The organism is Rhizomicrobium palustre (assembly GCF_011761565.1).
GTDB lineage: Bacteria > Pseudomonadota > Alphaproteobacteria > Micropepsales > Micropepsaceae > Rhizomicrobium > Rhizomicrobium palustre.
The window spans coordinates 3,991,778-4,014,635 of record NZ_JAASRM010000001.1 but is presented as its reverse complement, the minus strand read 5'-3'; the positions used below and the strand labels follow the sequence as shown (position 1 = coordinate 4,014,635).

Sequence of the window (22,858 nt, the reverse complement as noted above, 5' to 3'; positions counted from 1 at the left end):
GGAGGGCAGTATTAAGAAGGTAGAGGACAATGCGCCATCGCAATTCCGGACGGAAGCTTGGCAAGACAGCATCACACCGCACGGCTATGTTCGCGAACATGGCGGCGGCGCTGATCAAGCACGAGCAGATCAAGACCACGCTGCCCAAGGCGAAGGAACTTCGCCCCATCGTCGAGAAGCTGGTGACTCTGTCGCGTCGTAACGACCTGCACGCCCGCCGCCAGGCGGTGTCCACGGTTCGTGACACCGATCAGGTCAAGAAGCTGTTCGACGTGCTGGCCCCGCGTTATGCCGGCCGTCCGGGCGGTTACATCCGCGTGTTGAAGGCGGGTTTCCGCAATGGCGACAACGCTCCGATGGCGATCATCGAGTTCGTGGATCGCGATCCGGAAGCCAAGGGCAAGGATTCTGGCCCGGTGACCGTTGCCGAAGAAGGCGCGGAAGACTGATTGTCCGTCTACGGCGGAACGTTAAAGGCGGCTCGGCAACGGGCCGCCTTTTGCCGTTTGGGGGCTCTTTAACCCTCCCCTTGAGGGAGGGTCGAATTTGCGAAAGCAAATTCGGGGAGGGGTATGTCGAGCTGTGGACGGTGAGGTTCGGTTGAAGCCTTCGCGGCTAACCCTTCCCCGAAATACTCCTCGCTTTCGCTCGGATTATTTCGACCCTCCCTCAAGGGGAGTGTTGGAGCTTCTGTCGAGATCCCGCTAAGGTTTTCATCAGCGTAATTAGCCAAGGAACATCCCTTGAGCGATAATCGTGAGCATCAGAGCGGGGCGGCACCGGGGGCGGTGACCGCATGGATAGTGGAGGCAGTGATGACCTATCGCAGCGGGTTAATCGGCATTGCGGCGTTTTTCGCCGTGGGGGCGGTGCTTTACAGCGTCGCCGCGCCAGCCGCGCAATCCGAGAAGCCGCAATCCACCCTCGCAGCGCCGCGCGATACCCCGCGTGACATGCGCCAGGTCCAGCTCACCTTCGCCCCGGTGGTGAAGCGCGTCGCGCCCGCCGTGGTCAATGTTTACTCCCGCACGGTCGTGCAGCAGCAGGTCAATCCCTTCTTCAACGATCCCTTCTTTCAGCGCTTCTTCAATATGAACCCGCAAGCCCAGCGCCGGGTGCAGCAATCCTTGGGCTCGGGCGTGATCGTGCGCGCCGACGGCCTCATCCTCACCAACAATCACGTCGTGCAGGGCGGTCAGGACATCGTGGTGTCCCTCAACGACAAGCGCGAGTTCAAGGCCAAGGTGCTGGTCGCCGATCCGCGTACGGACCTTGCCGTCTTGAAGATCGATGCCAAGGGCGAGAGGCTGCCGATCGTCGAGTTCGGCAATTCCGATGCCCTCTCGGTCGGCGATCTCGTGCTCGCTATCGGTGATCCCTTCGGCGTCGGCCAGACCGTCACCATGGGCATCGTCTCCGCGCTCGCCCGCGCCAATTCGGATGCCTCCAACTACCAGTTCTTCATTCAGACCGACGCCGCCATCAATCCGGGCAATTCCGGCGGTGCGCTGGTCACGACCGATGGCAAGCTCGCGGGCATCAACACCGCCATCGTCTCGCCCTCGGGCGGCAATGTCGGCATCGGCTTTGCTATCCCCGCCAATCTCGCCCGCCGCGTGGTGGAAGGGGCAGCGACCGGCGCCGTGCGCTTTCCTTGGATCGGCGCTGATGGCCAGCCGGTGACCTCCGAGATCGCCAATGCGATGAAGCTCGGCCGTCCCCAAGGCGTGCTGGTGAAAACCGTCTATCCGGGCAGCCCGGCGGCCCAGGCGGGGCTGAAAACAGGCATGGTCGTGCTCTCGGTGGATGGTGCCGATATCGACGACATGCAGTCGCTCAATTACCGCATCGCCACCCATAAGCCGGGCGATACGGTGCGCGTGAAAATCCTGGATGAGGGTCGCCAACGCGATGTCACCGTGAAGCTTGCGCTGCCGCCCGAAAGCCCGCGCCGCGATACCGCCACGCTCGGCGGACGCACGCCGATGGCCGGTGCGCGGGTGGAAAATCTCTCGCCCGCGGTGGCGCTCGATCTGCAGATGGATCTCTTCACCAAAGGCGTCGTCATCCGTGCGGTGAACCAGCCGAGCTATGCCGCCCAATATGGCTTCCAGCCCGGCGACATCGTGCGCGCGGTCAATGGCAAGCCCGTCACCGATGTCGGCGCCCTGAAGCGCCTCCTCGACGGCGCCCGCGGCCATTGGGACCTCGTCATCGACCGCGGCGGCCGCCGCATGTCGCTGACGGTGGATGGGTAACGATCTTCAACCCTCCCCTTGAGGGTGGAGCAGCGCCAGCGTGCGACATCGAAAAATGCGGATGCATTTTTCGGGGAGGGGTATGTCGCGGTGTCTTCGGCGGTGTACGCTGTTCGAGCTGCGGCAGACCCCTCCCCGAAATTTTGCTCACTTTCGTTCGCGAAAATTTCGACCCTCCCTCAAGGGGAGGGTGGGTTGCTGCTTCCATTCCCCCTATACTCCCCCCATGTCCGATCTTTTTGGTTCTGCTGGTTTAGAAGACTCCGCGCCGCGTCCGCTGGCTGATCGCTTGCGCCCGAAGACGCTGGGCGAAGTCGTGGGGCAGGATCATCTCATCGGGCCGGAAGGGCCCATCGGGCGCATGGTGGCTTTGGGGCGGCCGCATTCGATCATCTTCTGGGGCCCGCCCGGCACCGGCAAGACCACGATTTCGCGGCTCCTCTCCACCGCCTTTAATCTGCATTTCGAGCAGCTCTCGGCGATCTTCTCGGGCGTCGCCGATCTGAAAAAGACCTTCGATGCCGCCCGTCAGCGCCGCCGCGTGGGGCAGGGCACGCTCCTCTTTGTCGACGAGATCCACCGCTTCAATCGCAGCCAGCAGGACAGCTTCCTGCCCGTGGTGGAAGACGGCACCATCGTGCTGGTCGGCGCCACCACCGAGAACCCGTCTTTCGAGCTCAACGGCGCGCTGCTTTCCCGCGCGCAAGTGCTGGTGCTGCGCCGTCTCGATGATGCCGCGCTGGAAATCCTGCTGCAGCGCGTGGAAGAGCACAGCGGCGAGAAGCTGCCGCTCACAGAGGATGCCCGCGCCACCATCAAAGCCATGGCGGATGGCGATGGCCGCTATCTTTTAAACCTCGCCGAAGAAATCTCAGCGCTGAAGCTGGTCAAGCCGCTCGATCCCGCCGCGCTGGTGGAAGCGGTGCAGCGCCGCGCCCCGGTCTACGACAAGTCCCGCGAGGAGCATTACAACATCATCTCCGCGCTGCATAAGTCGGTGCGCGGCTCCGATCCCGATGCGGCGCTTTATTGGCTGGCGCGGATGCTGGCGGGCGGCGAGCAGCCGCTTTTCATCGCCCGCCGTCTGGTGCGCATGGCCGTGGAAGATATCGGCCTTGCCGACCCGCAAGCCGTGGTCCAGGCCATCGCCGCCAAAGACACGTTCGATTTTCTAGGCAGTCCCGAAGGCGAACTCGCACTGGCGCAATGCGTGGTCTATCTCGCCACCGCGCCCAAATCGGTTGCCATCTATAAGGCGTTCGGCGCCGCCAAGCGCGCGGCCGCCCAGCACGGCTCCCTGATGCCGCCCGCCCACATCCTCAACGCGCCGACCAAGATGATGAAAAATCTCGGTTACGGCTCGGGCTATCAATATGATCCGGATACGGAGGATGGCTTTTCCGGCCAGAACTACTTCCCGGACGAGATGGGCCGCGAGCAGTATTACAGCCCGAAGGAAATCGGCTTCGAACGCGAGATCGTCAAACGCCTGGACTACTGGTCCAAGCTCAGGGTGAAAAAGCAGGGCGGGTAATTCACGCCGGACGTGGCTGCGATAAAGCTCTACCCAAGTTCGTCATGGCCGGGCTCCGACCCGGCCATCCATCTCATCGCCGCACAATAACATGTCGGGTTGCGCCTTCACCTGGATGGCCGGGTCGGAGCCCGGCCATGACGGAAATTGGAATGGGGAATGACCTTTGGCCCCGCGCACCTAACCCTTTTACTAATCATCTAGTTTTTGCCCATGCTGCGCCATCTTGCCCCCATTTTCGCATTCCCCTCTGGGCAATGGTGAATTGCTCCCTATATTTCTTGGCACAGCGTCGGTGAGACGTGCCTGGCCAGAGGACCTAGCAAGAGGGCCAGGGAAGAGGGGAAGTCATGCGCAAAGTGGAATGGATTGGTGCGATTGTTTTGGTGGGCGTGCTGGGTGGCGCGGCGGCCTTGGCGACGACCATCGATTTTGGCCTGCACACCAACACCGTCGCCTCCGATACGGGGCTTCCCGCCTATCCCGGCGCCAAGCCGCACAAGGACAAGGATGATGAATCCGGTGTGCGCCTGTGGGGTTCGGTCGGCGCTTTCGGCATGAAGATGGCCGTCAGCGAACTCGACAGCGATGACCAGCCCGCGCGTGTCGCCGGCTTTTATCGCGATGCCTTGCGCAAATTCGGCCCGGTGCTGGATTGCTCGCCCGGCCAGCCGAGGCCGCCCAAGGCCGCCAAGAATTCAGACGCGCTTGATTGCGGCGACGACCACGCCGAGGCTGGCGGATTCGTCTTTAAGGTTGGCGTGAAGAAGAACTTCCACGTCGTGGCCGTCGAGCCGCAAGGCCGAGGCAGCAAGATCGGTCTGGTGGCAGTGCAGATGCGCGGTACGGATTAAGCGCGGAACCAGCTTGGCCGTCTCAATAAGACGGCCAGGTCGTGATCAAGACCCAGGTCTTTTCGTCTTCCTTGAGTTCAGCCTTCACGGCGCCATTCGCCAAGCGCTGCTTCTGCTCACGCTCGACATAGCCCTTGGTCACCCGGGCCTTCTCGAAGACTTCGACCTCGGAATCGCCAGCCATGTTCGCTCCGCTCAAATGCTGCGGTTCGCGCAGCGTTTTTCGTTATGAGGGACGAAGCTATCACTTAACGGTTGTCGGCTTATTACCAAGGTGATCGAATAAAAGGCCGGTCAACAAACCTTAAAGAGAGATGATCTCGCGCAAAAACATAGCCGAAGCAGGGCTTTGCAGTGTTTGTCGCAGCTTTAGCGCGGTTTGCCGGGATCTATTTTGGTCAAAATAGTCCCTCAGTATTTCTACTTGTAATTAGGTCTTTTGCCTTCATGCCGCGCCACCTGCGCGCCTGATCCGCCGCTTACAAAACTCGGCATCTTTTCGCCCATCCATCTCGTCATATGCTGCACGAAGGCGCGGATGCGGGAAGGCACATGCTCGCCGCCGACATAGACGGCATTGATCGGCTCAATATCGCGGGCATTGAAGGCGGCAAGCACTTCCACCAGATCGCCGCGCCTCAGTTCTTCGGCGACGTGAAACTTGCCCAGCCGCGCCAGCCCCGCGCCCGCCAGCGCCATTTGTTTGGCAGTCTGACCATTATTCACCAGAAGGCTGCCGCTGATCGGCTGTTCGAAGCTGAGCCCATCCTGTTCGAAGGGCCAGCCGCGTCCCGGGCGCCAGAAATTGAAGCGGATGCAGTCATGCCCCTCAAGCGCCGCGGGCGTCGCCGGTATGCCTTTGCGCTTCAGATACTCAGGTGAGGCCACCACCACCCGCGGGCTCTCCGAAAGCTTCTTGGCGGTCAGGCTGCTATCGGCCAGCGGCCCCACCCGTATCGCGACGTCCGCTTTCTGGGTGAGAAGATTGACCATATCGTCGGTGACGCTGAAATCGACCGTCACCTGCGGATAGGCCGAAAGGAACGAGGGCAAAGCAGGGGCCACGAACATGGTCCCCACTGGCACCGACGACGTGACCGACAGCGTGCCCCGCACGCCCGCCGTCACCGCCTGTTCGGCCTCGTTCAGCGCCCGTAAAGCCCGCTGGGCGGCTTCCAGATAGGCTTGGCCCTCCAAGGTCAGCCGGATCACGCGGGTGGAGCGCAGCAGCAGGCGCACGCCCAGCCTTGCTTCCAGCCGCGCCACCAGCTTGGAGATGGAGGAGGGCGTCTGCCCCAGCGCGCGGGCGGCGGCGGAGAAGCTGCCTTCCTGCACCACCCGGGCGAAGACCTCCATCTCGCCGGAGCGCTCCATCCAGAGCTCGCTCATTTGTTCCTGCCCGGAAAAAGTATTTTCACAGCCTAGGGAATAATCAAGCCGCCCCGCAAGCCCCATCTTGGCCTGGAACACATTTCAGGAGAGGCCGATGGACCTTCAACTCAAGAACAAGACTGCCCTTGTCACCGGCTCGACCGCTGGTATCGGCCTCGAAATCGCCCGCGCGCTCGCCGCCGAAGGCGCGGATGTCGTCATCGCCGGGCGCAACCAAGAAAAGCTCGATGCCGCCACCAAGGATCTTTCCAGCGCTGGCAAGATCACGCCGGTGCTCGCCGATGCCGCCACCGCCGAAGGTGTCGCGCGCCTCATCGAAGCCGTGCCGTCGGTCGATATTCTGGTGAACAATCTCGGCATCTATGAGAGCAAGGATTTCGCCGACATCACGGATGAAGACTGGTTTCGCTTTTTCGAGACCAATGTGATGAGCGGTGTGCGCCTGTCGCGCGCCTATTTCCCCGCCATGATCGCGCGCAATTGGGGCCGCATCATTTTCATCTCCTCGGAATCCGGCCTCTCCACGCCGGGCGAGATGGTGCATTACGGCGTCACCAAAACGGCCCAGCTCGCGCTCACCCGCGGTCTTGCGGCAGCGACCAAAGGCACCGGCGTTACGGTCAATTCCGTGCTCCCCGGCCCGACGCGCTCCGACGGCATTCTCGATTTTCTGAAAAGCGTTTCGACCAATCCCAATGGCACACCTGCCGAGCTCGAAACCGAGTTCTTCCAAAAACTCCGCCCGGCGTCTCTTTTGCAGCGCATGATCGAGCCCCAGGAAGTGGCGAACCTCGTCGCCTATGTCGCGAGCCCCTTATCCTCCGCCACCAACGGCGCCTCCCTCCGCGCCGAAGGCGGCCTCCTCACGACGATTGGGTGAGGATGCGGATGCGTGTTTGAGACAAATCCTCCCCTGCGAAGCCGCGCCCAGGCTCCGCAGGGGAGGCGGTATAGAGATGGACTTAGTACCTATAAAAATCCGCCTCGGTCAGACCGGGGTGTTTTGCAAGCCAATTGGCCAAGCGCGCTTGCTCGTTAGCGTAGGCGAGCGGGTCCTTTCCTTTTTTGTCCTTAAAGCCGTTGGAATTGAAATTGCCATAGGAGCTCGAGCTCAAATCCGCCCCAGAAACACCCGGGATATTCGATCCCGTGTCACCGCCGAACACCAAGTCCAGCTCGGAATGCTTAAGATCTCTCATATGCAGCCTCCAAAAGGTTTGGTCGATGTCAAATACACGCATATGGAGTATTATTAGTCAATACTCTTATAGGTATATCTGGGCTGAAGCTACGGTTGCTGATTGCTACGCGCAACGATGCTCCCGTCCTCAAGCCGGTACGTCCGATGCGCGGCTCGCAGCAACGCGGGACGGTGGGCAACAACAATTCTCGTGATTGGCAAAGTGGAAATAAGGTTGGCTATTTCAAGCTCTGTCTTTTCATCCAAATTCGCAGTCCCCTCGTCGAGAATGAGAACCTTTGGCTCACGATAAAGCGCGCGCGCCAGCAAAATGCGCTGCCTCTGCCCTCCTGAAAGAGCCGAGCCCATATCGCCAATTAATGAGAGGTACTGCATGGGCATACGCAGGATATCATCGTGTACTCTTGCTGCTTGAGCGGCTGCTGTTACACGGCCCATGTGCATGTCTGGATCAAAAAAAGCGATGTTATCCGCGATTGACCCAGAAAGAAGGCGGTCATCTTGTGCAACAACTCCGATTTGCGAGCGCCAACTCCGCCAAATGGATGGTGTAGCCACATACCCATCCAGCAGAATTTGTCCTGCATCGGGTTGGTACAGCCCGAGTAGAAGCTTAAGCAATGTACTCTTGCCACACCCGGACATGCCGGTAATGGCCACAAACTCCCCGGGAGCAACGCTCAAACTACATTTGTGAAGGATTGGCGCATCGGCTGCACCATACCGGAAAGTCAAATTCTTTGCTTCAATCCCTCCCTTTACATCCAGTGCCACCGACGCCTCTTCTGAAACATCAGGCTTCGCATTTATGATGTCGCCTAACCTTTCGAGATGCAGACCAAGAAGGCGAAATTGCATGAGCTGGTTCGTGAGAGACGCCATCCGCTCCGTGTAGGTTTGTCGGAATGATAAGAAGGCGAACAACATCCCAACAGAAAACCCACCCCCCTGGACCACATACGTTGCACCGAGGTAGATCACGATTACTGTCTGCAGTCCGCCAATAATATTCTGAATGGCCGCTGTTGTGATTTGAAGATTTCCCACGGAGAGGCTGCTATTGATCACACCGGCGTACATGTTCCGCCAAACGGCCTCTCTCTCGATTTCCCTCCCCATGATCTTGATCGTCACTGCTGCCCGCAACGTCTCCATAAGATTGGTTTGCTCTTTCGCCGAAGCGAGAATTTGCTCAAGCGAACGGGATCGCATGGTGGGGTAGACGGCCGCAATCACACCCAAATAAAGGACTATGGAAAAAAGTACGACGCCGGTGAGTATGCCGGAGTAGAGGAACATTATGATCACGGCGACGAGCGACATGACGCCGTCTATAATCGCGCCGACAAGCCCTTGAGTGATCGCACTTCGGATCGGTTCAGATGAATGGATTCGAGAGAGGATGTCACCCAGATGGCGTTTTTCGAAGAAATCGCTCGGCAGCCTTATCAAGTGCCGGACAAGGTTTCCGACGACCTGAAACCCTAAAAGGCTCCCGGCGATCAGAATAACGCGGTCGCGCAGAAACTGGATTCCGCATTGTAAGGCGACCAAGCCACCGAAACCCAGGGCGATCACCGCCAGCAAGTCCTGATCGGAATGAGAAATTGCCTGATCAACTACCAACTGCATTTGGAATGGTGCAGCGAAAGTTACGATTTGCAGGGTGATCGAGAGGACAAACATCTCGAACAAGGTGCGCTGGAACCCCGACATGCCCGACCAAAGCTGTTGAATGCGCACCGGAGAACGCGCTTCCCAAGGCTTGAAATCTTGGGTGGGAGACAGCTCCAGGGCGACCCCCGTGAAATATTTGGACAGTTCTGTCGTCTGCATGATCCGGCGTCCGCAGGCAGGATCGTGAATGACGGCGCCAGCATTGCTGAGCTTGGTGAGCACGACAAAATGGTTCAAATTCCAATGGAGAATTGCGGGCAGCTTTAGTTTGCTTAGATCCTCCATCTCTACTTTAAGGGCCCGCGGCGCAAGACACATCTGGCCCGCCATCGTCATGAGGCCACGCAAGGTCAGGCCCTGCATCGAGACTGTCATACGCTGACGCAAGCCATTCAAATCTACATTATGGCCATAATAGCGGGCCACCATGACAAGACATGCGAGGCCACACTCAGCAGCTTCGGCTGCTTCAACAACGGGTGTGCGACGCCCCCCGTAAACATGGATCTGGTCGAGAAGGGCTATCGTCATTTTTGGGCCGCGTAGATTGGATCAAACAACCACTGCAGCAGCGTTCGATGATCAAAAACGATATTGGCGCTAAGGAGCATGCCTGGCTGAAGCGGAACATTCTCGCCATAGGCATGAATGCTCTGGTTCGCCAAAACCACCCGTATGCGAAACACTGGCTGATTCACATTGATGCCAGGGATTTGAAGCTCGGAAGGCGAGAGTATCGTATGGGACAGCGAAACGATCCTACCGAGCTGCACTCCAAATTTTTCATGAGGAAATGCCTGGTACATGAGGTGAACCTGCTGCCCTGGGCGGACAAACCCAATGGCCTTCGACGGCGCATAAAGTTCCGCTTCCAGGCGCGCGCCCTTCGGGGTTATAACGGCGAGAGTTGCTCCTGCCGCCAAGTTCTGTCCTTGTTCGACAGGTATAGCTTGGACCCGGCCACCGACGCTGGCGACAACCAAGTCAGAGCTCTGGGCGCTATTCTGAATAATCTTCTGCGTAACTTGCGCACCCGTAGATTGCGCGCTGGCATCGTTGGCTTTCAGCTCTGATTTGATCGCTTCCTGGCGATTAAGAGCATCCGCGATTTGCTGCTGGACCGCCGCGGCATCAGAATACTTCCCCGCGAGACTTTGTTGTGCCGAAAGAACTGCGGAGCGCCGATCGCCGACTAAGCGTTCAGCCACATTATGATCGGCGGCCATAATCTGAAATCGCTTCAAATCTGTTTCGGCTATTTCTACTTGCTCTTGCTGATACCTGATCTGGGAACGGGCTTGAGCAAGCTGCTCTTTCATCCCCTTTATCTTGAGTGCAAGAAACTGCTGTTCCGCGAGCAGTTTTGCTCGCGCCGCGGCAGCGGCCTCTGTCACCGCACTTGCTTCCGATAAAAGTGCTGAATTTGCTGCCTCGCCAGCATCCATGCCACTCGCTATAGCGGATGACAGACGGATTTGGGCTATTGGCTGGCCGGCGATGACGAGGTCGCCTTCCTTGACCAATAGGCGTTCGACTGTTCCCCCGGATCTGGCCGTAACCCGGATGATACCTCCGCGAGGAACCACCCAGCCGGTAACTTCCTCGTGGCGAGAATAGGTTGCGAGGCTCAGAAAGAGGAGGCAGGAGAAAACGCCGGCGATGGCTAGGTACGCATATGCTCTGAGCGATAGGGGGACGGCCAAAACCACTTCGCCGGTCAAGCGGTTAGTGGAGTGGGAAACAGCTTCCTTGCGAAACAACGACACGATCGAAAAGCAACCAAAAGAATAACTTCATCATCAATCTACCATAGGTGTATTTTTGGGATAGTGGCAATATCGTCACTTTCCCGACGGAGGAGAAATACGGCGCCTTTTCTTGCATCGCAGTGAGAGAATTTCCCGACCACAATCCCAACCTGCTCGACACGCGGCCGGTGGCTTCTGATGTTCCGCCTTGGTTCTGGCGTCCTGGCTCTTCGCATAGGAGAACCCATTGCTGATCTAGGTGCAGCACTGGTTGGGTCGTCCCAGCAGCCTCATTCCTCCCCCTAATTCACCTTCACCCCATAGCGCAGCACCTTCACCTTTTCGATGGTGACCAGGCCCGATCCCATCATCGTGTCCAGCACGGGCAGAAACGCTTCGATCTTTTCTTCGCTATCGACGATCTCCACCACCAGCGGCAAATCTTCGGAGAGGCGGAGGATTTTTGTGGTGTGCAGGCGGCTGGATTGGCCGAAGCCCATCGGGCAGCGGATCACGGTGGCGCCCGCCAGCCCCAGCTCGCGCGCTTTCAGCACAATGGCCTCGTAAAGCGGTTTGCCGTGATGCTGATCGGCCTCGCCGAAGAAAACACGTAAGAGGGTGGCCTCTTTGGGAAGCTGCATGTCACGCTCCCTTGCTGGGGCGCCGGAAACTCACGCCCCTTTGAGTTGGTTTATCATACTCGCAGTCATCGAGCCGAGCCAGACGCCGATCATGCACAGCACCACCGAGCCGCCGATATTGGCCCCCGCCGCGCCCCATTCCCCGCTGCGGATCAGATTCAGCGTCTGCAGCGAGAAGGAGGAGAAGGTGGTGTAGCCGCCGCAAAAGCCGGTCATGATGAATTGCCGCGTGCCGCCGGAAACCATCAGCCGCCCGTCCGGGGCGGTGAGGGTGAAGACAAAGCCGATGATGAAAGAGCCGGTGATGTTGATGATCAGCGTCCCCCAGGGAAAGGTCTCGCCGATCGCGCCCGCCACCAGCCCGGAAACGGCATAGCGCGCCCCGGTTCCCAGCGCCCCGCCCAGCATGACAAGCAGCATCAAGGGCAGCGGCGGCATAGGCAGGCTCCGGGGACTGGTAGAATCGTCAGGGGGCTACTAGAACCCCCTTTGCAATCCCACGGCAAGATTTATGGACCGCCAGCACCGCATCAGCCGCGACGACAACGGCATCAGGCTCGACCGCTGGTTTAAGCGGCATTTCCCGGCCCTAACCCATGGCCGGCTGGAGAAACTCCTGCGCACCGGCCAGATCCGCCTGGATGGCTCCCGGGTGAAAGGCTCTGATCGGCTTTCCGAGGGCCAGATGCTGCGCCTGCCGCCGCTGGTGACCGAAGGCGACCTCACCGAGAAGCCCCGCAGCCCGGAAGCGGTGATGAAGGGCAGCCTGGAGGATTATGTCCTCCACATGGATTCCTCGGTCATCGTCATTAACAAGCCCTCGGGGCTTGCCACTCAGGGTGGGTCCGGCCTCACCAAACACGTCGATGGCATGCTGGATTCGCTGATGTTCGAGAAGAAGCAGCGCCCGCGTCTGGTGCATCGCCTCGACCGCGACACCTCCGGCGTGCTCGTCATCGCCCGCACCGTGCCCGCCGCCGCCGCGCTGGCCAAATCCCTGGCCGACCGCGACGCCTCCAAAATCTACTGGGCGCTGACCAAAGGCGTGCCGGAGAAGAAGAAAGGCACGGTGAAGGCCGCGCTGGTGAAGGAAGGCGGCTTCGGCCCGCATGGCAAAGACGAGAAAATGACTGTGCGCGATGGCGAGGATTCCAAACACGCCATGACCGATTACATGGTGATGGGCGAGGCGGGTGAGGAGTTTGCGTTTGTCGCCGCCAAGCCGGTCACCGGCCGCACCCATCAAATTCGCGTCCATATGGCGTTCTTGGGCACGCCCATTGTCGGTGATTTCAAATATGGCGGGGCAGAGGTCAAAGGCACCGGCGCCATAGCCGACCGCTTGCATCTGCATGCTCGCAGCATCGACATCGCCCATCCCGATGGCGGCCGCCTGCAAGTGACCGCGCCCTTGCCGCCGCATATGCGGGCGAGCTTCGAGACGTTGGGCTTTGATCCCGATCAGGAACCCAAAGCCTTCTCCTTCAAGAAAGCCCCGCGCAAGGAAGACGGCGAGAAGAAAAAGAAATTCTTCCCCCGCCCCGACGGGAAAAAAGGCGATCCCAAAGTGTTCGGCAAGTTCAAGAAGGACGCGCCCAAGAAAGCCCCCGGTAAGAAGAAAACCGTTGGCGCCCAAAAACCCCGGAGCAAGAAGCGTTGAAGCGTTTTTACAAAGCAGTCTCTGTCTCCGCCGCCCCCTATCAAATTCTGCTCGATGGCAAGGCTGTGAAAACGCCGATGCGTTTGGCGTTGACACTGCCGTCGCAAGCGCTGGCCGAAGCGGTTGCAGAGGAATGGCGCGGGCAGGGCGAGGAGATCAAACCGGATACGATGCCGCTCACCAAGCTCGCCAATACCGCGCTCGATCGCGTTTCGGAATTGCGCGAGGAGGTGATCCATCAGATCGCCGCTTACGCCAACGACAATCTCTGCTACCGCGCCGATGCCCCCGCCGATCTCGCCGCGCGCCAGAAAGCCGAATGGGACCCGCTGCTGAAATGGGCGGAAAAACGCTATGGCGTCAGCTTCGAAATCCGCAGCGGCGTGACCCATTTCTCGCAAAGCTTCGAGACGGTCGAGGCGTTATATGCCGCGCTTACCGGTTATGATGATTTCGCGCTCGCCGCTTTGCACAACGCCGCCACCATCCTTGCTTCGCTGGTGTTGACCCTGGCCCTGGCGGAACAGCGGCTCAGCGCCGAAGAGGCTTTCGCGCTTTCCCAATTGGAAGAACGCTATCAAGCCGAGCAATGGGGCGAAGACGAAGAAGCCGCCCAACGCACCGAAGCCCTCCGCACGGAACTGATTGCGGCGGAGACGTTTCTGCGGCTGGCGAAACTTTAGCCTCACCCGCTTTACCCCCAACCGTCATGGCCGGCCTCCGAGCCGGTCATCCAGAAGTGCTTGGGCCAGAAAGACTGGATGGCCGGGTCAAGCCCGGCCATGACGAGATGGGTGTACTTACGCTCCCCGCACTTCGCCCGGGATGACACCCTCGCCAAATCGCTCTACCCTCTGTCCATCGCACGGAGGCTCGCCATGAAGCATGTCATCCAGGAATTGGAAGCGCGCCGTGCGCGGGCGCGGCTTGGCGGTGGCGAGGCGCGCATCGAGGCACAGCACAAAAAGGGCAAGCTGACGGCGCGCGAACGCATCGAGCTTCTGCTGGATCCCGGCAGTTTCGAAGAATTCGACATGTTCGTGGAGCACAGGAACAGCGAATTCGACTCCCATAAAAGCCGCATCCCCGGCGATGGCGTGGTCACCGGCTGGGGCACCATCAATGGGCGCCTGGCCTATGTCTTCGCCAAGGATTTCACCGTCTTCGGCGGTTCGCTGTCCGAAACCCATGCCCAGAAGATCTGCAAGATCCAGGATATGGCGTTGCAGAATGGCGCCCCCATCATCGGACTTTATGATGCAGGCGGCGCACGCATTCAGGAAGGCGTCGCGTCGCTGGCGGGCTTTGGCGAGGTCTTCAAGCGCAATGTGCTGGCCTCCGGCGTCATCCCGCAGATTTCGGTGATCATGGGGCCATGTGCGGGCGGCGATGTCTATTCGCCCGCGCTGACCGATTTCATCTTCATGGTCGAAGGCTCGAGCTACATGTTTATCACCGGGCCAGAGGTAACGCGCACCGTCACCCATGAAGAGGTGACGCCGGAACAGCTTGGCGGCGCGTCCGTCCACACCACCAAATCCTCGGTCGCCGATGGGGCTTATGAAAACGATGTGGTGTGTCTGGAGGAAATCCGCCGCCTTTATGATTTCCTGCCGCTCAACAACCGCGAAAAGTCGCCGCATTATCCGACCACGGATGAAACCGCCCGCATCGAACCCTCGCTCGACACGCTGGTGCCCGATAATCCCAACAAGCCCTATGATATGCGCGAGCTAATCCTGAAGGTGGCGGATGAGGGCGAGTTTTTCGAAATTGGCGAGGCTTTCGCGCGTAATATTCTCACCGGCTTTGGCCGCATCGAAGGCACCACGGTCGGCTTTGTCGCCAATCAGCCGCTGGTCCTCGCAGGCGTGCTCGATAGCGATGCCAGCCGCAAGGCGGCGCGGTTCGTGCGCTTCTGCGATTGCTTCAACATTCCCATCGTCACCTTTGTCGATGTGCCCGGCTTTCTGCCCGGCACCGCGCAAGAGCATGGCGGCATCATCAAGCACGGCGCCAAGCTGTTATATGCCTATACCGAAGCAACGGTGCCCAAGATCACCGTCATCACGCGCAAGGCGTATGGCGGCGCTTATGTGGTGATGAATTCGAAACATTTGCGCGGCGATGTGAATTACGCCTGGCCCTTCGCCGAAATCGCGGTGATGGGCGCCAAAGGCGCGGTGGAGATCATCTTCAGGAAAGACGCGAACGATCCCGAAGCTTTGGCCGCGCGCACCAAGGAATATGAAGAGAAATTCCTCAACCCCTTCGTCGCCGCCAGCCGCGGCTTCGTGGACGAAATCATCCGCCCCCACAACACAAGAAAACGCCTCGCCGGCGCGCTGCGCATGTTGCGCGGCAAACAGGTGACGCAACCCTGGAAAAAACACGGCAACGAGCCGTTGTAAGTGTTATTTAACCTCCCCCTTGCGGGGAGGTCGGAGAGCGAAGCGATCCGGGTGGGGGTCTCTTGACGCCAGTACAATGGCGTCGATCACGCGATTAAGTTCACACATTACTTCCAAATTGGCGAAGCGCAGCACGCGATATCCGCGGGAATTCAAATACGCGGTGCGATGCGCGTCATAGGATAGCGACGCATCGCTCCCATGTTGGTCGCCGTCCAGTTCGACAATCAGTTTCGCCGAGTGACAACAAAAGTCGGCGACATAACGATCAAAGGGAACTTGGCGGCGAAAGTGCAGCCCAATCTGCTTCAGATCGCGCAGCCGCGACCAGAGGATGCGTTCCGCATCCGTGAGATTTTGCCGAAGCCACCGGGCAAACTTCTCCGCCATACCCCCACCCGAAATTTGCAAGCAAATTTCGACCTCCCCGCAAGGGGGAGGTTAAAATAATACACGGCCCCACGCCATATTGGCTGCACGCTTCCGGCTGATCCCCTCTATCCCCCTCATCAACCATTTCCAAAATCGCGCTAAGCTCTTCACGCGCCATGCCAATCTCCGCGCGTGCAAAAAAACTTCCCAAAATCTATCCCCCTTGTTCAAACCGGCCTTACACTTCGCCTGTTGCAGCTCGATAGAGGGGGCGAACCGGTCGTCCGATTTGCGAGCTGTGATCGGCGCCCTGCGAAGCTTGGACTAACGAACCACGCGGAGTAGGGGGTGTGCTCGGTCGCCCCGCCTGCTCACCAATGGAGACGCTCCAGAGAGCAGATGCGCGCGAGACGTCGCTGGTCGGAAGATCTAAAATCTTTCGGGTGATAGCGCGGCCGATGTCACGTCATAGAACGCCGGGTGCGGGACGCCGGAAGGCGGATCTACGCGATGGCTTCAAGTCACCATGCTTGAAGCACCAACACTGTGCTGCACGCCGCCACCGGCGCCCCGCACCACCCCTCTGCCAACAAACCGGCGGAGCTATTTCCGCACGCTCACTTTGCTTTGGTCACGCCGATCCCGCTTAGCGTCATCACCACCCCCGCCGCGGCGAGGAGGATGAAGGCGAGGCTCCAACTGTTCAGGCTTTGATGCAGATGGCCCATCAGGATCGGTGTTGTTGCGGCGATGGTATAGCCGCCGCCTTGCACAAAGGCCGCGATGGTACGGTTCTCGGAAAGATCGCGCGCCCGGCTCATGATCAGCGCGAAAACAGCGGTAAAGCCGCCGCCCATGGCAAAGCCGCCGAACAGCATCCACAGAAACCACCACTGCGGCGCGAAGAGCAATCCCAAGGGCGTGATGGTCCAGCAGGCGCCAACCACCACAAGCACCCAGCTCAAGGACATATGCCGCGCCACAACAGGCACACCGAAAGAGCCGAGCAACGCCAGGATCTGGAACACCGCCGCGATCAACCCGGCTTTGGTGGCGCTCATGCCGGTATCCTGGATGAAGTAATCGGGCAGCCAGGCAGTGAGGCAGTAATAGAGCGCTTGATGGGTGGCGAACACCGCTGTCAGCAGCCATACCAGCGGGCGCTTCCACTGCGTAGGTGCGTGTGTTTGACGGGCTTTCTGCGCTGGGGCCTCAGCGGGGGCGTGCTTGGCGGCAAGGCTCCAGACGAGAAGTGCGGGAACAACCAGCAAGGCAGTTGCGCCCAGCGCCAGGCGCCAGCCAATCAGCGATGCGAGCGGCGCCGTCACCGCCATAGAGGCCATGGTGCCGACATTGATGAAGGAGGCATAGGTGCCGGTAACGATACGGCTCGCCCGCGGAAAGTCGCGCGCGATCACCATCAGGCTGACGATATTGCCCACCGTCAGCGAGGTGCCCAGCACAAAGGTTCCGGCCAGCGCCGCACCCGCGCCATCCAAAGAGCGCAGCACAATCCCCAGAAACGTGCCGCCCAGCATGGCGAAGATGGCGCGTTCGATGGAGAGCTTGGCGATCAGATAAGAGGCGAAAGGTGTGAGGAGGCCGAAACACAGAACCGGAATGCCGGTCAGAAGGCCGATGGTGGCGGAATCGATGTGGAGATCGCGCCGAAGCTCGCCCACAATCGGGGCGATCGCGGTCAAAGGGCTGCGCAGGATCATCGCCACCAGCAGCAGGCCTGCGAAAACCAGTATCTTGTGGCGGCGCGCTTCGCCGGGGGATGTTTTCACGCGGGTAAACAGACCCATACCAACCTCAATCGCCCCCGCGACGTCCCGAAACCTCATGCTGGTCTGCCATTGGATGCTCCGCATCTGCAAGCTTTTTACGGCGTGCCGCATTTGCTTGCGCTGCATTTACCCTTAAGCTCGCGGCGTATTTTCTGGCGCAGCGGAGGTGTAATGCCGATTTCTGAGGTGAAAATCCCGCATATAGAAACCCCGCGTCTGATCTTGCGTGGACCCCGCCCCGAAGATTTCGCGCCCATGCTCGCCATGTGGCAGGACCCGGAGGTGCTGACCTATTTCCACAGCACCGGTTTTTCGCGCGAGGACGTTTGGGGCCGCTATCTGCGTATCTTTGGGATGTGGGCTGTAATGGGTTTCGGCTTCTTTGTGGTGGAGGACAAAGCCTCTGGCGCTTTCGCGGGCGTCGCGGGCGTCTTCGATACCAAGCGCGAACTTGATCCGCCGGTTCCCGAAGGTATGCCGGAAGCGGGCTGGGTGCTCGCCAGAGCCTTTCACGGCAAGGGCTATGGCACCGAATGTATGCAGGCGGTCTTCGCTTGGGCCGATGAAGCCCTCAACGGCCCGGAAATCTTCTGCATCATGAACCCGGAAAATCAGGGTTCCATTCGCGTCGCCGAGAAATGTGGTTTTGCGCCCTGGTACATATGCGAGCATGGCGGCCATCCCACCAAGGTGATGCGCCGCGCACCGCACGGAAAGCCTGTCACAGTTGCGTGAAGAGGGCCCAGGCTTCGACCTCGCAGCGCGCGCCAAGGGCAAGGCCATCGCAGCCCCATGCCGACCGTGCGGGAAGCCGCTCAGGCCTGAAATAGGGCACATAAATTTTGTTGAACTCGTCCCATTCGCTCATATCGGCCAGCATCACCTGCACGCGGAAAACATGATCAAGGGTGAGGCCGTGTTTGCTCAAGACATGGGCAATGTTGAGCATGGTTTGATGCGCTTCGGCCTGCATGCCGCCGGGCACCAGTTCCTTCTTGCCCGGCACGTTGCCAAGTTGCCCGGAGAGATAGAGCACATCGCCCACCCGCACCGATTCCGAGAAAGGCAGCCCGGCCTCGAAGAAATGCCGTGAACGATGATATTCCATAAGGCCCTCCTCAAAGCCGGTTGTGCGAGCGGCAATAACGCCATTGCGCTTTGCGGCTCCAACCCTAACATATTCGCATTGAATTGGAGATTTTCCGCATGAGAATTGTGCGTTCGGCTTCTGCGCTTTTTGCTGCCGCCTTGCTGATGGGCGCAGCCCCTTATCCGGGGCATCCCGCCACCACGCCGGATATCAACGGTGCCGATATTCTGGCCCGCGACAAGGCGATTTCCGATGATGCGTTCGAGGGGCGGGGCCCCGGCACGGCAGCGGGCGAGGCTTCGGCGCAGTGGATCGCAGACGAGCTGAAGCGGATCGGGGTCAAGCCCGCCAATAAGGGCAGCTATTTCCAGACCGTGCCGACCGCGGTGATCGCGCTGGACGGCGCCAAGTCCAGCTTCTCCTTCGCCACCAAACAGGGGGCCGTCACCCCCGCCTATGCCGATGCAGTGGCCTATTGGACGGCGCACTTCGCCTCGAACACGGTGGATGTGAAGGATGCCCCGCTGGTCTTCGTCGGTTATGGCGTCGTGGCGCCGGAATATGGCTGGAACGATTACGCGGGCGTGGATGTGAAGGGCAAGACGGTTGTCATTCTCATCAACGATCCGGGCAATGAAGACGCCAACCCCGATCCGAAATTCTTCAAGGGCAAGGCGATGACCTATTACGGCCGCTGGACCTATAAGTTCGAGGAAGCGGCGCGCCAAGGCGCTGCGGCGGCGATCATCATTCATGAGACCGGCCCAGCCGCTTATGGCTGGAACGTGGTGAAGACCTCCAACACCGGCAACAAATCCTGGCTCGCCACCAAGAACAAGAATGCCGACCGCGCCAAGATCGAAGGCTGGATGTCGCTCGACACCGCCAAGGAACTCTTCACCCGCGCTGGTCTCGATTTCGCCAAGCTGAAGGAAGCCGCCAACAAGAAGGGCTTCAAGGCGGTGCCGATGGAAGGCGAAACCCTCTCCGTGCACGCCGTCTCCAACATCAGCCTCCTGAAGACTCGCAATGTCGTGGGCGTCATCCCCGGCGGCAAGGCGGCCAAGGATGTGGTGATGTTCAGCGCCCATTGGGATCATCTCGGCATCAAGCCGAACCTGCCGGGGCCGGATAAGATTTATAACGGCGCTATCGATAACGGCATGGGCGTCTCGATGGTGTTGGAATTGGCCGAGAAGTTTGTCCACGATCCGAAACCCCAGCGCTCCATCGGCTTTGCCTTCTGGACGCTGGAAGAGCAGGGGTTGTTGGGCTCGGCCTATTTCGCCGAGCATCCCGTATGGCCGCTCAATCACATCGTTGGGGTCATCAACCAGGACGCTGGCTCACCGCAAGGCCGGACGCGCGATATGGATGTCTCCGGCGGAGGCCAGAGCGAGCTGGAAGACGAGCTTGCCAAGGTGATGAAGGCCGAGAACCGCTACATCTTGCCCGATCCGGAGCCGGAGAAGGGCCATGCCTATCGCTCGGATCATTTCCCGCTGGCCAAAGCAGGCGTTCCGGCGATCACCCCGGGTACCGGCTCCGATCTCGTGGTGGGCGGCAAGGAAGCTTCCAAGAAGCTGCGCGATGATTATGTGGCGCACCGCTATCATCAGCCCTCGGATGAGTTTAATCCGAATTGGGATATGACCGGGCTGGTCGAGGATACCGAAGTGCTGCACGCCCTTGGCACCGATTTGGCGAACTCCGCGGCCTGGCCGAATTGGCATGCCGATAGCGAGTTCCGCGCCCCGCGCGACAAGGTGATGGCGGGCAAGAAATAACGAAAGTAAGGGGTATCAATAACCCTCCCCTTGAGGGAGGGTCGAAATTTATTGCGAGCGGTAGCGAGCGGAAATTTCGGGGAGGGGTCAGTCGTGGTGCTTGAATGAGAGCAGAAGCAGAGACAACGAACCGGATCAATTATCCTCATATGCTGAATTGGCTGCGACTTACCCCTCCCCGAAAAGCGCTACCGCGCTTTTCGACCCTCCCTCAAAGGGAGGGTTCAATAGCTTCCATCTGAGGAGCCGATGTTCTAGGCTTTCAGCACCTTGGCAGCGAGGGCGGATACCCGCCCCGCCATCCGCTCGATGTGAATGAGGCGGCGGGTCAGCGAGACCATCGCATTATGCCCGCCGATACTCTCCCCCAGGCTCCGCCGCGACAAGCGCGTGGGGCCTTTGTCTTTGGCTTCGGCAGGATTGAGCGCCTGTTCCACATTCTGCCGCGCCAGATCCAGAACGCGTTCGGCATCGTCGGGATTGAGTTCCTGTTTCCGCGTACGGAACAATACCCGCATCGAGGCAAGGTCGGAGGCCATCAGGTAATTGGCCGCCACAAGATCGTGCAGCGCCGCCAGCTTGGTCTTGTCGATCCTTGGCTCATCGGCAAGGCGGCGCACCGTCATGGTCAGGTTCGCGGCCGCGTCATGGGCGCGCTTGCGGGCAAGGCGGAAATCTTGGTCGTTGCGCCGCCGCGATAAAGCAAGCGCCGCATAGGATTTATCGGCATCGACCACGGCGCGCACCAGATTGGGCACGTTCTTCCATTCCCAGCTTGGTAAGACGAAGCTGAACACCCAGGAAAGCGCAGCGCCGATCATGGTGTCGCCAAGCCGTTCCAGCACCAAGACCGAGCTTGGCTCGACATCGGGGCCTAAGAAGTGCAGCTGCAACAGCGCGGTGATGGAGGCGCAGGTCGCGGTGACCTTGAAGGCGACATCGGCAAAGGCGTGCGCTGCGCCAACCGAGAAAATCACCGGCAGAAACAGGAAGTCGCGCGAAATGTAGTGCACCAGAACGGCTGCAATGATCGAACCTGCAGCGGTTCCGATGATGCGATCGTTGCGGCGCTGGCGTGTGATGGAGTATGATGCGCGCATGATCAGCGAGGTGGTGAGCAGCACCCAGCCACCATGCATCATGTTGGGCAGGAGCAGGGTGAGCATATAGCCTGCGGTCATCGCACCGGTCACGCGGATGGCATAGCGCATCACCGGCGAGGAGAGGCTGAAGAGGCTCTGCAAGACGCGCGGGTCCATGCGGTCGCGGTGGACAAAGGCTTCCAGTTCCACCTTGGGCAGGATGGTGTTGGCATCGGCGCTGGTATCGGTCGCCTGGGCCAGGCGTTCCATACGGGCAATGCCCAGGGCAAGCTTATGGCCCGCGGAGCGGAAGGCGGAGATGGCAAGCGACTCCCGGCCCCAAGCGGTCGCCGCAAGCTGTTCCACCTCGGCCTGCAGCTCCAGGATTTCCGCCGTATGCGGATTGAAGCTGAAATGGGCGCCCGGGGTCGTCAGTGCCAAAGCAAGCTCTTCGGTATCGGCGGCGAAACGGGCCGTCAGCGCCTTCAGCCGCAGCAAAAGATCGTTATGCCCCGATTGGCGCATGGTCTCGATATCGGCATCGCTGGAGACTACGCTGTCGAAACAGTCGAGCAGGGCCAAAAGCGCGGCCATCCAGCGCTGGCGCGAAGCCGTCCGGCGGCCCAGGAAAACGAAGTCCCGCGCCGCCTGCAGCTTCTCGGTAAAAGCTGCATGCGCCTCCACCAGCTTTTCCAGGGCTAGGCGCGCATCGCAAGCGGGATCATAAAGCGTAGCCTTGGCCTCCAGATAAGAACTGAAGGCATGCACGGCTTCGCCCAGGAACATGCGCCGGTTGCGGATATCGAACAGAGCTGAGAGGCCGATCGAGATCAAGGCGTAAGAAACTCCGCCCGCGAAGAAGATACCGATGTAATCCGAGATCGGCATCAAGCTGGCGCGGTTGGCTGCCATACCAAAGAGCAGCGCCAGCACGGCGGCGACCGAAAGTCCGATGGCGCGGCGTCCATAAGCCGAGGCGAGGCTCGAGACAAAGCTCATCGCGGCGACCAGGATTCCCATCCAGATATGATGGTGCTCGAACAGCATCGCGAAGAGGGCGACGAATGTGGCCCCTGAAACCGCCAAAGCATACATGCGCAGCTTGACGGGCGCTGGACCCGGCTTATCTACAACAGAGGCACAGAGGGCGCCCGATGCAGCCAGGATCGCCACCGTCTGGCCGTAAGCGAGGGCGAAGAGCCCACCCACAATGCCCATGCCGAGGGAGACGAAGGCGCCGTTTTCGATATGCAGGCGAAACAAGGCAAGGCCCAGGCGGCGGGGAACCGCCAGAAGGTGCGGGGGAATCAATCGTAGGCCGGACATGGGTTTACCTGAGCCTGTTGAACTCCTAAAAGCAA

At 59.9% G+C, this 22,858-nt stretch carries 21 protein-coding genes; 10 read left to right on the top strand and 11 right to left on the bottom strand.

What is annotated here, in order from left to right:
* Positions 1–29 precede the first annotated feature (29 nt).
* From rplQ to FHS83_RS17940, 4 genes are all read left to right on the top strand, one after another.
* Positions 30–449: a 50S ribosomal protein L17 gene (gene rplQ, locus FHS83_RS17955; RefSeq protein ID WP_167084660.1), complete on the top strand. Its 420-nt coding sequence runs from the start codon at positions 30–32 to the stop codon at positions 447–449.
* 294 nt (positions 450–743) lie between these two features.
* Positions 744–2,258 carry a DegQ family serine endoprotease gene (locus tag FHS83_RS17950; protein WP_167084658.1) on the top strand — a complete coding sequence of 505 codons (1,515 nt, stop codon included), beginning with the start codon at positions 744–746 and terminating at the stop codon, positions 2,256–2,258.
* Positions 2,259–2,484: 226 nt separating this feature from the next.
* Entirely contained in the window at positions 2,485–3,792 is a 1,308-nt protein-coding gene (locus FHS83_RS17945; protein ID WP_167084656.1) for a replication-associated recombination protein A, read from the top strand.
* A gap of 350 nt (positions 3,793–4,142) precedes the next feature.
* Positions 4,143–4,646, top strand: coding sequence for a hypothetical protein (locus tag FHS83_RS17940; RefSeq protein ID WP_167084654.1), 504 nt, complete (start codon positions 4,143–4,145; stop codon positions 4,644–4,646).
* Between the two features lie 22 nt (positions 4,647–4,668).
* Here FHS83_RS17940 and FHS83_RS17935 read toward each other — a convergent pair whose 3' ends face one another.
* Together FHS83_RS17935 and FHS83_RS17930 are read right to left on the bottom strand one after the other, a co-directional pair.
* Entirely contained in the window at positions 4,669–4,830 is a 162-nt protein-coding gene (locus FHS83_RS17935; protein ID WP_167084653.1) for a hypothetical protein, read from the bottom strand.
* Positions 4,831–5,066: 236 nt separating this feature from the next.
* Positions 5,067–6,035 (bottom strand): LysR family transcriptional regulator, encoded by a 969-nt coding sequence (locus FHS83_RS17930; protein WP_167084651.1) that lies wholly within the window; start codon positions 6,033–6,035, stop codon positions 5,067–5,069.
* A gap of 97 nt (positions 6,036–6,132) precedes the next feature.
* Between FHS83_RS17930 and FHS83_RS17925 the strand changes: the two genes are divergently transcribed.
* Complete coding sequence (locus FHS83_RS17925; protein ID WP_167084649.1) at positions 6,133–6,918, top strand: SDR family NAD(P)-dependent oxidoreductase; 786 nt, start codon at positions 6,133–6,135, stop codon at positions 6,916–6,918.
* A gap of 82 nt (positions 6,919–7,000) precedes the next feature.
* Here the strand turns inward: FHS83_RS17925 and FHS83_RS17920 are convergent, their stop codons facing one another.
* The 5 genes from FHS83_RS17920 to crcB form a co-directional block, all read right to left on the bottom strand.
* Positions 7,001–7,279: a hypothetical protein gene (locus FHS83_RS17920; RefSeq protein WP_167084647.1), complete on the bottom strand. Its 279-nt coding sequence runs from the start codon at positions 7,277–7,279 to the stop codon at positions 7,001–7,003.
* 47 nt (positions 7,280–7,326) lie between these two features.
* Entirely contained in the window at positions 7,327–9,447 is a 2,121-nt protein-coding gene (locus tag FHS83_RS17915) for a peptidase domain-containing ABC transporter (RefSeq protein ID WP_167084644.1), read from the bottom strand.
* Positions 9,444–10,502 (bottom strand): HlyD family secretion protein, encoded by a 1,059-nt coding sequence (locus tag FHS83_RS17910; protein ID WP_481886502.1) that lies wholly within the window; start codon positions 10,500–10,502, stop codon positions 9,444–9,446. The genes FHS83_RS17915 and FHS83_RS17910 overlap by 4 nt, the downstream gene beginning before the upstream one ends.
* A 464-nt stretch (positions 10,503–10,966) precedes the next feature.
* Positions 10,967–11,305: a DUF190 domain-containing protein gene (locus FHS83_RS17905; protein WP_167084640.1), complete on the bottom strand. Its 339-nt coding sequence runs from the start codon at positions 11,303–11,305 to the stop codon at positions 10,967–10,969.
* 30 nt (positions 11,306–11,335) lie between these two features.
* On the bottom strand, positions 11,336–11,743 hold the full coding sequence (crcB, locus tag FHS83_RS17900; RefSeq protein WP_208414948.1) for a fluoride efflux transporter CrcB: 408 nt from the start codon (positions 11,741–11,743) through the stop codon (positions 11,336–11,338).
* Positions 11,744–11,816: 73 nt separating this feature from the next.
* Here crcB and FHS83_RS17895 point away from each other — a divergent pair, with 73 nt between their 5' ends.
* From FHS83_RS17895 to FHS83_RS17885, 3 genes are all read left to right on the top strand, one after another.
* Positions 11,817–12,965 (top strand): RluA family pseudouridine synthase, encoded by a 1,149-nt coding sequence (locus FHS83_RS17895; RefSeq protein ID WP_167084638.1) that lies wholly within the window; start codon positions 11,817–11,819, stop codon positions 12,963–12,965.
* Positions 12,962–13,648, top strand: coding sequence for an ATP12 family chaperone protein (locus tag FHS83_RS17890; RefSeq protein ID WP_167084636.1), 687 nt, complete (start codon positions 12,962–12,964; stop codon positions 13,646–13,648). The genes FHS83_RS17895 and FHS83_RS17890 overlap by 4 nt, the downstream gene beginning before the upstream one ends.
* A 195-nt stretch (positions 13,649–13,843) precedes the next feature.
* Entirely contained in the window at positions 13,844–15,376 is a 1,533-nt protein-coding gene (locus FHS83_RS17885) for an acyl-CoA carboxylase subunit beta (RefSeq protein ID WP_167084635.1), read from the top strand.
* 3 nt (positions 15,377–15,379) lie between these two features.
* On the opposite strand, the gene FHS83_RS17880 is transcribed toward FHS83_RS17885, so the two are convergent.
* Both FHS83_RS17880 and FHS83_RS17875 read right to left on the bottom strand, forming a co-directional pair.
* Positions 15,380–15,766: an endonuclease domain-containing protein gene (locus FHS83_RS17880; protein WP_167084633.1), complete on the bottom strand. Its 387-nt coding sequence runs from the start codon at positions 15,764–15,766 to the stop codon at positions 15,380–15,382.
* Between the two features lie 599 nt (positions 15,767–16,365).
* Positions 16,366–17,595 carry an MFS transporter gene (locus FHS83_RS17875; protein ID WP_167084631.1) on the bottom strand — a complete coding sequence of 410 codons (1,230 nt, stop codon included), beginning with the start codon at positions 17,593–17,595 and terminating at the stop codon, positions 16,366–16,368.
* Between the two features lie 114 nt (positions 17,596–17,709).
* On the opposite strand from FHS83_RS17875, the gene FHS83_RS17870 reads away from it, so the two are divergent.
* Positions 17,710–18,273: a GNAT family N-acetyltransferase gene (locus tag FHS83_RS17870; RefSeq protein WP_167084629.1), complete on the top strand. Its 564-nt coding sequence runs from the start codon at positions 17,710–17,712 to the stop codon at positions 18,271–18,273.
* Here the strand turns inward: FHS83_RS17870 and FHS83_RS17865 are convergent.
* Complete coding sequence (locus FHS83_RS17865; protein WP_167084626.1) at positions 18,260–18,646, bottom strand: RidA family protein; 387 nt, start codon at positions 18,644–18,646, stop codon at positions 18,260–18,262. The genes FHS83_RS17870 and FHS83_RS17865 overlap by 14 nt on opposite strands.
* Positions 18,647–18,744: 98 nt before the next feature.
* Here FHS83_RS17865 and FHS83_RS17860 point away from each other — a divergent pair, with 98 nt between their 5' ends.
* Entirely contained in the window at positions 18,745–20,415 is a 1,671-nt protein-coding gene (locus FHS83_RS17860) for a M28 family peptidase (protein WP_208414947.1), read from the top strand.
* Between the two features lie 254 nt (positions 20,416–20,669).
* Here the strand turns inward: FHS83_RS17860 and FHS83_RS17855 are convergent, their stop codons facing one another.
* A complete protein-coding gene (locus FHS83_RS17855) occupies positions 20,670–22,823 on the bottom strand; it encodes an FUSC family protein (protein ID WP_167084624.1) in 2,154 nt (717 codons plus the stop codon).
* Positions 22,824–22,858 lie beyond the last annotated feature (35 nt).

What these genes read in the sequence shown, in the direction of transcription:
- rplQ (WP_167084660.1), top strand. Translation starts at nt 30, where the DNA reads ATGCGCCATCGCAATTCCGGACGGAAGCTTGGCAAGACAGCATCACAC.
- FHS83_RS17945 (WP_167084656.1), top strand. Translation starts at nt 2,485, where the DNA reads ATGTCCGATCTTTTTGGTTCTGCTGGTTTAGAAGACTCCGCGCCGCGT.
- FHS83_RS17940 (WP_167084654.1), top strand. Translation starts at nt 4,143, where the DNA reads ATGCGCAAAGTGGAATGGATTGGTGCGATTGTTTTGGTGGGCGTGCTG.
- FHS83_RS17935 (WP_167084653.1), bottom strand. Translation starts at nt 4,830, where the DNA reads ATGGCTGGCGATTCCGAGGTCGAAGTCTTCGAGAAGGCCCGGGTGACC.
- FHS83_RS17930 (WP_167084651.1), bottom strand. Translation starts at nt 6,035, where the DNA reads ATGAGCGAGCTCTGGATGGAGCGCTCCGGCGAGATGGAGGTCTTCGCC.
- FHS83_RS17925 (WP_167084649.1), top strand. Translation starts at nt 6,133, where the DNA reads ATGGACCTTCAACTCAAGAACAAGACTGCCCTTGTCACCGGCTCGACC.
- FHS83_RS17920 (WP_167084647.1), bottom strand. Translation starts at nt 7,279, where the DNA reads ATGCGTGTATTTGACATCGACCAAACCTTTTGGAGGCTGCATATGAGA.
- FHS83_RS17915 (WP_167084644.1), bottom strand. Translation starts at nt 9,447, where the DNA reads ATGACGATAGCCCTTCTCGACCAGATCCATGTTTACGGGGGGCGTCGC.
- FHS83_RS17905 (WP_167084640.1), bottom strand. Translation starts at nt 11,305, where the DNA reads ATGCAGCTTCCCAAAGAGGCCACCCTCTTACGTGTTTTCTTCGGCGAG.
- crcB (WP_208414948.1), bottom strand. Translation starts at nt 11,743, where the DNA reads ATGCCGCCGCTGCCCTTGATGCTGCTTGTCATGCTGGGCGGGGCGCTG.
- FHS83_RS17895 (WP_167084638.1), top strand. Translation starts at nt 11,817, where the DNA reads ATGGACCGCCAGCACCGCATCAGCCGCGACGACAACGGCATCAGGCTC.
- FHS83_RS17885 (WP_167084635.1), top strand. Translation starts at nt 13,844, where the DNA reads ATGAAGCATGTCATCCAGGAATTGGAAGCGCGCCGTGCGCGGGCGCGG.
- FHS83_RS17880 (WP_167084633.1), bottom strand. Translation starts at nt 15,766, where the DNA reads ATGGCGGAGAAGTTTGCCCGGTGGCTTCGGCAAAATCTCACGGATGCG.
- FHS83_RS17875 (WP_167084631.1), bottom strand. Translation starts at nt 17,595, where the DNA reads ATGAGGTTTCGGGACGTCGCGGGGGCGATTGAGGTTGGTATGGGTCTG.
- FHS83_RS17870 (WP_167084629.1), top strand. Translation starts at nt 17,710, where the DNA reads ATGCCGATTTCTGAGGTGAAAATCCCGCATATAGAAACCCCGCGTCTG.
- FHS83_RS17865 (WP_167084626.1), bottom strand. Translation starts at nt 18,646, where the DNA reads ATGGAATATCATCGTTCACGGCATTTCTTCGAGGCCGGGCTGCCTTTC.
- FHS83_RS17860 (WP_208414947.1), top strand. Translation starts at nt 18,745, where the DNA reads ATGAGAATTGTGCGTTCGGCTTCTGCGCTTTTTGCTGCCGCCTTGCTG.
- FHS83_RS17855 (WP_167084624.1), bottom strand. Translation starts at nt 22,823, where the DNA reads ATGTCCGGCCTACGATTGATTCCCCCGCACCTTCTGGCGGTTCCCCGC.